The sequence below is a fragment of the Exiguobacterium sp. s140 genome, from assembly GCF_018617035.1.
GTDB lineage: Bacteria > Bacillota > Bacilli > Exiguobacteriales > Exiguobacteriaceae > Exiguobacterium > Exiguobacterium profundum.
In genome coordinates, this window is sequence record NZ_JACSJK010000017.1 from 1 (window position 1) to 380 (window position 380).

At 63.7% G+C, this 380-nt stretch carries 1 protein-coding gene; it reads right to left on the reverse strand.

Annotated features, from left to right (window positions below):
• Positions 1-380, reverse strand: a 380-nt coding sequence (locus KNO61_RS17570) for an IS30 family transposase (protein ID WP_214874001.1), incomplete at both ends; no start/stop codon positions are given.

The window sequence follows — 380 nt, forward strand, 5'->3', positions numbered from 1 at the left end:
TCCATCGAGGCCGCGGTGCGGTCCGCGATCGGCAGGGCGAGATAGAACCGGCTCTTCCGCTCGATGAACGTCGCGACGCACGCCTTCGACTTCCCTCGTCCGAAGACGACGGTGTCGAGCTCCCAGTGCCCGAACGTCCGGCGTCCCCTGACCTCTGGCGGCCGTTGCGAGATGGAGAGTCCGACGTTGATGCGTCCGCGCGTCTCGGTCGGCTTTTGACGTTTCCCTTTCTGGCGGAGCACGGTCAGGGGCACGTCGATTCGTCCCGCATAGATCCAACGGTAGATGGTGGAGAAGGCAATTATTCCTGTGTAGAGGCGGCCGACGATCTGTTCCGGAGACCAGGTCGCACGCAGCTTCTCGACGATCGTCCGGCGCAT